We start from the raw sequence: 640 nt of genomic DNA, 5'->3' as shown, positions 1-640 counted from the left end.
GTAAAGGAAATCGTTTCCCATTCAGAATAATTCCCGTTACCACAATCTTTGCGAATGTGAAAATAGTAGGTTGTTGATGCGCTCAGTCCTGTCGCTTCGTGAGTAACGTCTGTTGTTGATGTTCCTGTCCCCGTTGGTGCTGCACTGTTTTCATCCAGCACATATTCAAACGTACTGCCGGTACTCACGTCCCACGACAAATCGGCTGATGCGTGGTCTACATTTGATGAAACAATGTTTTCTACGATCAGACACGGCTCAGCACTGGTCGTAAAGGAAATCGTTTCCCATTCAGAATAATTCCCGTTACCACAATCTTTGCGAATGTGAAAATAGTAGGTTGTTGATGCGTTCAGTCCTGTCGCTTCGTAAGTAACGTCTGTTGTTGACATTCCTGTCCCCGTTGGTAGCGCGCTGTTTTCATCCAGCACATATTCAAACGCACTGCCGGTACTCATGTCCCACGACAAGTCGGCTGATGCGTGGTCTACATTTGATGAAACAATGTTTTCTACGATCAGACACGGCTCAACACTGGTCGTAAAGGAAATCGTTTCCCATTCAGAATAATTCCCGTTACCGCAATCTTTGCGAATGTGAAAATAGTAGGTTGTTGATGCGCTCAGTCCTGTCGCTTCGT

Annotated in this window: 1 protein-coding gene; it reads right to left on the bottom strand. The window is 45.6% G+C overall.

Translation table 11 applies throughout. The annotated features are described in order from the left end of the window. Positions 1-640, bottom strand: a 640-nt coding sequence (locus H9Y05_RS16260) for a fibronectin type III domain-containing protein (RefSeq protein ID WP_216714918.1), incomplete at both ends; no start/stop codon positions are given.

Origin of the sequence: Taishania pollutisoli, from assembly GCF_014518315.1 — a bacterium.
GTDB lineage: Bacteria > Bacteroidota > Bacteroidia > Flavobacteriales_D > Crocinitomicaceae > Taishania > Taishania pollutisoli.
The sequence above is the reverse complement of the archived record's forward strand: the minus strand, read 5'-3'. Positions and strand labels throughout refer to the sequence as shown.